Source organism: Saccharicrinis sp. 156, from assembly GCF_050589685.1.
Lineage (GTDB): Bacteria > Bacteroidota > Bacteroidia > Bacteroidales > Marinilabiliaceae > Saccharicrinis.
Genome location: NZ_JBNGOS010000038.1, coordinates 1 through 5,028, shown reverse-complemented (window position 1 = coordinate 5,028; position 5,028 = coordinate 1). Strand labels below are relative to the sequence as shown.

Below are 5,028 nucleotides of genomic sequence, written 5' to 3'. Positions count from 1 at the left end.
GTACATATAGTTTTAGTCCCCAATGGTTCAATTAAAAAATCAAACCTAGACTTTTCTACGTCTTTAGTTAAAAAAAGGTTTGGTTAAAAACGAGAAACTATGCAAATTTTGTTAAGTCAAAATCATGCAATAAGGTACTCGTTTGTACTTCACTTACTAATAGTTAATTTTGATCATACGCTTTTTCAGAGAATTTTCTTGTTCGCGATCCCCCCTACAAACATCTATATCTATTTCCCGGTAAACTTTTTAACAAACCGTCAAATTCCAGTTGCAACAGCATGGATGAAACCTTGGCTATAGGTATTCCTGTCGTTATGCTCAGAAAATTAACAGATGCCTCTTTTTCTTGACGAATCAATCGATAGATTACACCAAACTCACCGGAAGGCTCGTCGAACATGCTTAGCTGTCTTTCTCCCGTCTTGTTTTTTTCCGGTTCCCAATTTAATGCATACACCAAATCTTCGGCACTCTCCACCAATGCTGCCACATTTGTCTTTATCAATTTATTACATCCCTTACTAAATTCATCGTCCACCCTTCCGGGTATGGCCAGCACATCCCGGTTATATGATTGTGCCAGATGAGCGGTTATCAACGCCCCTCCTTTTACTGCTGATTCCACCACCAAGGTAGCATCCGTTAGGCCCGCCACAATCCTGTTTCGCTTTACGAAGTTTGGTTTATCAGGATTCGTCTCACTCATAAATTCGGTCACCAAAGCACCTTGATCCAATAAATCCTTTGCCACACCCCTATGCATGTTCGGGTAAATACGGTCGAGCCCATGCGCCAAAACGGCAATGGTAGGCAATCCAAATTCCAGAGCCGCACGGTGCGCACAAATATCCACTCCATAGGCCAAACCGCTTACAATAGTTACATGGGGATTGTTTTTAGATAAATCACGAATCAGGTTTCTGCAGTTTTGCTTTCCCTCTTCCGTAACCTTTCTTGTTCCAACAACCGATAAAAGCTTTTTTCCGCTCAAAGAATGCGCCCCTAACTTATAAATCATCACTGGACCATCGTCACAATTATTAAGTCGCGAGGGAAAACGATCGTCCAGGAAAAAACAGGCTTCAATGTTTTTCTTTACAAGAAATTCGATTTCTTGCTCTGCCCTTTCCAGCGGTGATGAATTCGCAATCAACGAAGCTTGCTTCGTTCCGATTCCCGGAATTTTTACCAATACCTTCTCCTTTTCTTTAAAAACAGCTTCTACATCACCCAAATAGGCCACAACATTCCTAATTAGTTTTGGCCCCAAACCCTTCACCAAGCTAATGGCAATTTTATATTTTAACTGATTCTCCAATATCAAGGCATCATTTAATCCGGTAAAAATATAGAATTAACAACGATTAAGCCTATTGAATTAATGGGCAAATGCCAACAATAACTTTAATTTTTAAACATTATATCCACATTATGGAAAAACCCGACCTGTCAGTCGAAAAACATGACTAAAGCCCCCAATTCGGGTCGTCGGCGGTTTTTACTTGATGGAAGCAAAGAATTTTTTAAGATCGTTCAAATCCTTGCTCGAAAACGCAGTTATATAGATGGGAGGGTACTTAGCCAACTGGCTGGATGACATTTGATACAACAGCAGTTTCTTTCTATAAAACTTATTCCCATTGATTTCATATTTAATAAATGCGGTTATAGGCACCCGGAACATTTTAAAATCCCTGCCAAAAGGAAAAGAATTATAGAATCTGACTTCAAAATGGTCGTCTACTTTGTCAATCTCAAAATAATAGTAACCACCATACACAAAAAAGTAAACGATAAGGGCCGCAATAAACCCACTGGTCCACTGTAACCAAATATGCATTAAAACATCAATAGTTAACGAACATACAAACAAAGCTGCAAAAATGATGATCCCGAATGTAAATATCAATTGGAAACTGCCGGCTGTCTTTCTATTATTCATCTTGTCTGTACATTTTTTAGTAAATTAAAATAAAAATGCGCAAAACACAAAACGCCTTTTAGCTGCAAAAACAGTTTATCGACCAACTATTTCCGTGTATAAAAACCTCGCAGGCTTAAAAAGTCACATTTTAAGTAATAATTTTGCGCTGCGCCATCCTTTTTTAATTATTTTTGACGACTTAAAATTCAACGCAAACAATAAAATTAATGCAGGTAATTGAAGAGAGCGAATCGAAGGTGTACGGAGCCGACGATTTAAGGAAAGATCTTTCAGCACTAATTGATAAATACAGGCGAGGCAAAGTTTTCCTGTTAATGGATACCGGATCACATAAACATTGCTATCCTAAAATAAAGGGGTTGCCCGAGATCGACGAAGACAACATGCTCGTTATTGAGCAGGGTGACCACAACAAAAATGTGGAAACGATTTCAAATGTTTGGCATTTTTTAAGCACGCACGGTGCCGACAGAAAGTCGATGCTTATTAACCTGGCTGGCGGAATGCCGTGCGATTTGGGTGGGTTTGCCGCAGCCACTTTTAAAAGAGGAATCGATTTTATTAACATACCAACTACCCTACTTAGTCAGGTAGATGCCAGTGTGGGAGGAAAGACAGGCATCAACTTTCATAGTTTTAAAAACGAGATTGGGGTATTTAAACATGCCGCTTCGGTACTGGTGTGCAACGACTTTATAAAAACGCAGGATCAGGAAAATATATGCTCGGGGTTTGCCGAAATGATAAAACATGCCCTCATCTATTCCAAAGATACCTGGAACGAACTAAAAAGCTTCAATATACAAAACACCGATATAGAGGCTTTAAAGCCTCTTGTTGTTAATTCAATACATATAAAAGAGCACTTTGTAAAGGCTGATCCTACCGAAAAAAACGTCAGAAAATCGCTGAACTTTGGACACACTATCGGGCACGCATTCGAAAGCTTTGCCATGAAGGAGGGCACCCCTATATTACATGGATATGCGGTTGCCTACGGCATGATTGCCGAACTATATCTTGGCCATAAGATCTGCGGCTTTCCCTTGACTAAACTAGAGGAAATAAATCAGATATTGACTTCAATTTATGGTAAATTTTCGTTTGGCGAAAATGATTTTGAATATCTGTATTATTTAATGACCCACGATAAGAAAAACGAGAAAAACCAAATTAATTTCACCCTCTTGGAAGATATCGGTCAGATAAAAATAAACCAGACCTGCACCAAGGAAGAAATTTTTGAGGCACTGGAGTTTTATCTGAACATTTAATTATTAATATTTTGATCGTACATATAAGATAGACGTGACAGCAATGCCACATATTGGTACTAAAGCAGAATCACAACGTCTCTTATCTCCTCCCGCCAAAAACCAATGATATGTGGTGGGATATTAAACAAGGTGAAATCCCGATACCTTTTATTAATTTTAATTCGGGATAGTTTCACTCCATATTTAATTAAAAATGCAATATACAGTTACCGCACCAAAAGAAGTTGCACCCTATAAAGTAGCACTGCCTACCTCAAAAAGCATTAGTAACCGAGCGCTTATACTAAACGCTTTGGCATATAGTGCCAAGCCAATAAAAAACCTTTCCGACAGTGACGATACCCAACTCATGTTAAAAGCTTTGCAGTCGGACAGCAATAATTTTGACGTTGGGGCAGCCGGAACGACCATGCGATTTTTAACGGCATTTTTATCCAAGATTGTAGGCGAATGGACCATTACGGGATCGGAACGTATGAAGCAACGCCCTATTAAGATTTTAGTTGAAGCTTTAAATAAGCTAGGTGCAAAAATAGAGTATATAGAAAAGGAAGGATATCCACCATTGCGTATTTTTGGCAGTTCCATGGAAGGCGGAGAACTTGAACTACCTGGCGATGTGAGTAGCCAATACATTTCGGCGTTATTGATGATTGGTCCAACCATGAAAAACGGCCTCAAACTGACCTTGACAGGTGAAATTATATCCAGACCGTACATCACGCTTACTTTAAAGATGATGGAAACGTTTGGGGTTAAGAGCGATTGGAAAGGAAATGTGATATCTGTTCCAGCCGGCAATTACCAACCCACAGATTTTACGGTAGAGGCTGATTGGAGTGCTGCTTCATACTGGTTCGAAATAGCTGCCTTAACACCCGGTTGTGAACTAATCCTGCAAGGTGTTAAAAAGTACAGCGAACAAGGAGACTCGAAAGTTGCAGAACTCTTCAATCAACTGGGCGTTAGCCATAAATTCTCACAAAAAGGGTTGATACTGAAAAATACGGGCGAAACAGTTAAAAGGTTTAATTATAACTTTATCGAACAACCCGATCTGGCACAAACCTTTGCCGTTACTTGCTGCTGCCTGGATATACCATTTAAGTTTACCGGGTTGCAAACTTTAAAAATTAAGGAAACCGATAGAATTAACGCACTGATAGACGAACTAAAAAAGATGGGATTTGTGCTGACCTCGAATCAAGTAGACGATTTGGTTTGGGATGGCACAACATGTGAGAAAGAGCAAACGCCTTGTATTGCTACTTATAAAGACCACCGAATGGCGATGGCCTTTGCCCCTGCTGCATCAACAATTGGAAATATGGATATCGACGATCCGGCCGTAGTTTCTAAATCGTATCCTAAATATTGGGAGCACTTAAGCGAATTTGGGTTTAAAACGGAAGAATAAAAATATCGACAACATAACAATGAATACAAAGGCGGAGACATTTATTTGTTTCCGCCTTTTTCATAATGAATCTAGACAAAACCCTTGCCGCGCATACCTCATTTTTACCATATAAAAAAAGGAAATTTTCGTATATTTCAGTACAGCGAATCCAAAACTTTCACTGGTATAACCGCCCATTGTTATATAACATTCTCAAATACGCTTGCATGGATACAAAAGTTTCCAGAGAAAAAATACTCCTGATTGAACCAAACAAGGCATACAAGAATACCTAGATAACGAACCATCTCCTGTTCCTGATTTGCCGGTTTAACCCGGATTATGTATTGGAGGTTCGTCATGAGCATTGCAAGTACAATAAAACAAGGCATTACTGAAACGAG

At 39.2% G+C, this 5,028-nt stretch carries 5 protein-coding genes; 2 read left to right on the top strand and 3 right to left on the bottom strand.

The annotated features are described in order from the left end of the window. Positions 1 to 214: 214 nt before the first annotated feature. Both dprA and ACRD64_RS20145 read right to left on the bottom strand, forming a co-directional pair. On the bottom strand, positions 215 to 1,321 hold the full coding sequence (gene dprA, locus ACRD64_RS20150; RefSeq protein ID WP_430935414.1) for a DNA-processing protein DprA: 1,107 nt from the start codon (positions 1,319 to 1,321) through the stop codon (positions 215 to 217). A gap of 180 nt (positions 1,322 to 1,501) precedes the next feature. Beyond that, positions 1,502 to 1,945 carry a hypothetical protein gene (locus ACRD64_RS20145; RefSeq protein ID WP_430935412.1) on the bottom strand — a complete coding sequence of 148 codons (444 nt, stop codon included), beginning with the start codon at positions 1,943 to 1,945 and terminating at the stop codon, positions 1,502 to 1,504. A 209-nt stretch (positions 1,946 to 2,154) separates the two neighbouring features. Here ACRD64_RS20145 and aroB point away from each other — a divergent pair, with 209 nt between their 5' ends. Then, on the top strand, positions 2,155 to 3,222 hold the full coding sequence (aroB, locus tag ACRD64_RS20140) for a 3-dehydroquinate synthase (RefSeq protein ID WP_430935410.1): 1,068 nt from the start codon (positions 2,155 to 2,157) through the stop codon (positions 3,220 to 3,222). A gap of 196 nt (positions 3,223 to 3,418) precedes the next feature. Then, positions 3,419 to 4,642 carry a 3-phosphoshikimate 1-carboxyvinyltransferase gene (locus tag ACRD64_RS20135; RefSeq protein WP_430935408.1) on the top strand — a complete coding sequence of 408 codons (1,224 nt, stop codon included), beginning with the start codon at positions 3,419 to 3,421 and terminating at the stop codon, positions 4,640 to 4,642. Between the two features lie 182 nt (positions 4,643 to 4,824). Here ACRD64_RS20135 and ACRD64_RS20130 read toward each other — a convergent pair. Further along, positions 4,825 to 5,028: hypothetical protein (locus ACRD64_RS20130; RefSeq protein ID WP_430935406.1), on the bottom strand; the 204-nt coding region annotated here is incomplete at its 5' end.